The organism is Aggregatibacter kilianii, from assembly GCF_003129965.1.
Classification (GTDB): Bacteria; Pseudomonadota; Gammaproteobacteria; order Enterobacterales; family Pasteurellaceae; genus Aggregatibacter; species Aggregatibacter kilianii_A.
Genome location: NZ_NRCJ01000033.1, coordinates 1 through 1,822 on the forward strand (window position 1 = coordinate 1; position 1,822 = coordinate 1,822).

Below are 1,822 nucleotides of genomic sequence, written 5' to 3' on the forward strand. Positions count from 1 at the left end.
TTGACATCCTCCCCGCCCTAAAGGACGGGGATTCCTACTAGCTCCCCCGCTTTGCGTGGGCTACTCTCGGTGGGTTCTTGCTGCTGACCGCTAATACGGTTCACTTCACAAGCGCTACGGCAGTGTCCCTGCCTGTTTTTTTTCGTTATACTTGGATGATGGCTCGACCACGAGCTAACACGTTTAATGCACCAACTACGTCCGCATTTTCGGCGTAACCGCATTCCACACATTCAAAACTTGCCTGTGTTTGTCTGTTTTCCTTCGCAATATGACCGCAACAAGGGCAGGTACGACTGGTGTTTTTGGGTGGAACAGCAACTAAAAATCCACCTTGCCATTGGGTTTTGTAATCTAGTTGGCGACGGAACTCAAACCAACCTTGATCCAATATTGAGCGGTTCAAGCCTGATTTTTGGGCGACATTTTTGCCGTGCTGTTCCTGCGTGCCTTTTGCCGATTTGCTCATATTGTTGACTTGTAAATCTTCAACAAAAATCATTGCGTGGTTTTTGCTAATTTGGGTTGAGATTTTATGCAAGTAGTCTTTACGAGCGTTGCTGATGTTGTGATGGATTTTGCCGATTTTCGCTTTTTGTTTTAGCCAATTTTGACTGAACTTCACTTTTCGACTTAAGGATTGTTGTGCTTTTCTTAACGCATTTTGGTGCTTTTTAAAGCTATTTAACGGCTCAAAATAATCGCCATTTGAGAGTGTCGCAAAACGTGCTACGCCCATATCAATACCGATTTCTGAACCTTTGTGCTGCGAGATTTCGTGCTTAAATTCCGTTTGAATACTGACAAAAAATCGACCGCACTTTTTGCTGACTGTGACATTTTTTATCTCACCGATAATTTCACGGCTGTTAATGTAACGAATCCAACCGATTTTAGGCAAAAACAAGCGGTCATTTTTCTGCTCAAGTTTGCAACCTTGCGGATAGCGAAAGCTGTCTTTTACGCCTTTCTTTTTGAATTTAGGAAAATCAGCTCGTTTACTAAAAAAGTGGCGATAGGCACTTTCTAAATCCTTGAGAGACTGTTGTAATACTTGGCTGTGACAATCCTTTAAAAAGGGAAAGTCGATTTTCCATTGTGGTAAAAAATTGGCAAGTTTGGTGTAACTGAACTTGGTTTTTGTATCCGCTTCATAGGCTTGTTTTTGCCAATCCAATGCCTTATTGAAGACAAAACGAGAACAACCGCAAAATTGAGCAATTTTACGCTGTTGTTCGCCATTTGGTCTAATTTCAAATTTAAAGGCTTTACGGATAAGCATAGTTCAGTCAAAATAGAATTTTGGTTTAATTATATCCTTGGTCTATGCAAAAAGAAACCGAAATCAGACGTGGCAGACATTGTGTCTTCAACTTACATATTCATTTAGTTTTCGTCACAAAATACCGTCGAGATGTTTTTACGAAAGAAATACTTGATGATTTAGCTGAAATTTTTAAATCAGTCTGTGCTGATTTTGAAGCTGAATTAGTCGAGTTTGATGGCGAAGATGATCACGTTCATTTGCTGGTGAACTACCCACCCAAAGTGGCAGTTTCTACGCTGGTGAATAGCTTGAAAGGCGTATCTAGCCGAATGATCCGAAAGAAAAATTATCCATCAATTAAGAAAAAATTATGGGGTAATGCGTTATGGTCACCGTCATATTTTGCAGGTTCATGCGGCGGTGCACCTATTTCAATTATTCGCCAATACATCGAGCAGCAACAAACACCTGATTAGTTAGGTTTGAAACGGCTTACGCCGTTTGTGCCTTATATCTCCGCCCTGAAGGACGGAGTTTTACGGCACGTTGGATAAA

At 41.1% G+C, this 1,822-nt stretch carries 2 protein-coding genes; one reads left to right on the forward strand and one right to left on the reverse strand.

Annotated elements, in window-relative coordinates; translation table 11 throughout:
- Window positions 1–145: 145 nt before the first annotated feature.
- A complete protein-coding gene (locus DK430_RS13060) occupies window positions 146–1,282 on the reverse strand; it encodes an RNA-guided endonuclease InsQ/TnpB family protein (RefSeq protein WP_109079476.1) in 1,137 nt (378 codons plus the stop codon).
- Window positions 1,283–1,326: 44 nt separating this feature from the next.
- Here DK430_RS13060 and tnpA point away from each other — a divergent pair, with 44 nt between their 5' ends.
- Window positions 1,327–1,743 carry an IS200/IS605 family transposase gene (gene tnpA, locus DK430_RS13065; protein WP_109079477.1) on the forward strand — a complete coding sequence of 139 codons (417 nt, stop codon included), beginning with the start codon at window positions 1,327–1,329 and terminating at the stop codon, window positions 1,741–1,743.
- The last annotated feature ends 79 nt before the right edge of the window (window positions 1,744–1,822 follow it).

What these genes read in the sequence shown, in the direction of transcription:
- DK430_RS13060 (WP_109079476.1), bottom strand. Translation starts at nt 1,282, where the DNA reads ATGCTTATCCGTAAAGCCTTTAAATTTGAAATTAGACCAAATGGCGAA.
- tnpA (WP_109079477.1), top strand. Translation starts at nt 1,327, where the DNA reads ATGCAAAAAGAAACCGAAATCAGACGTGGCAGACATTGTGTCTTCAAC.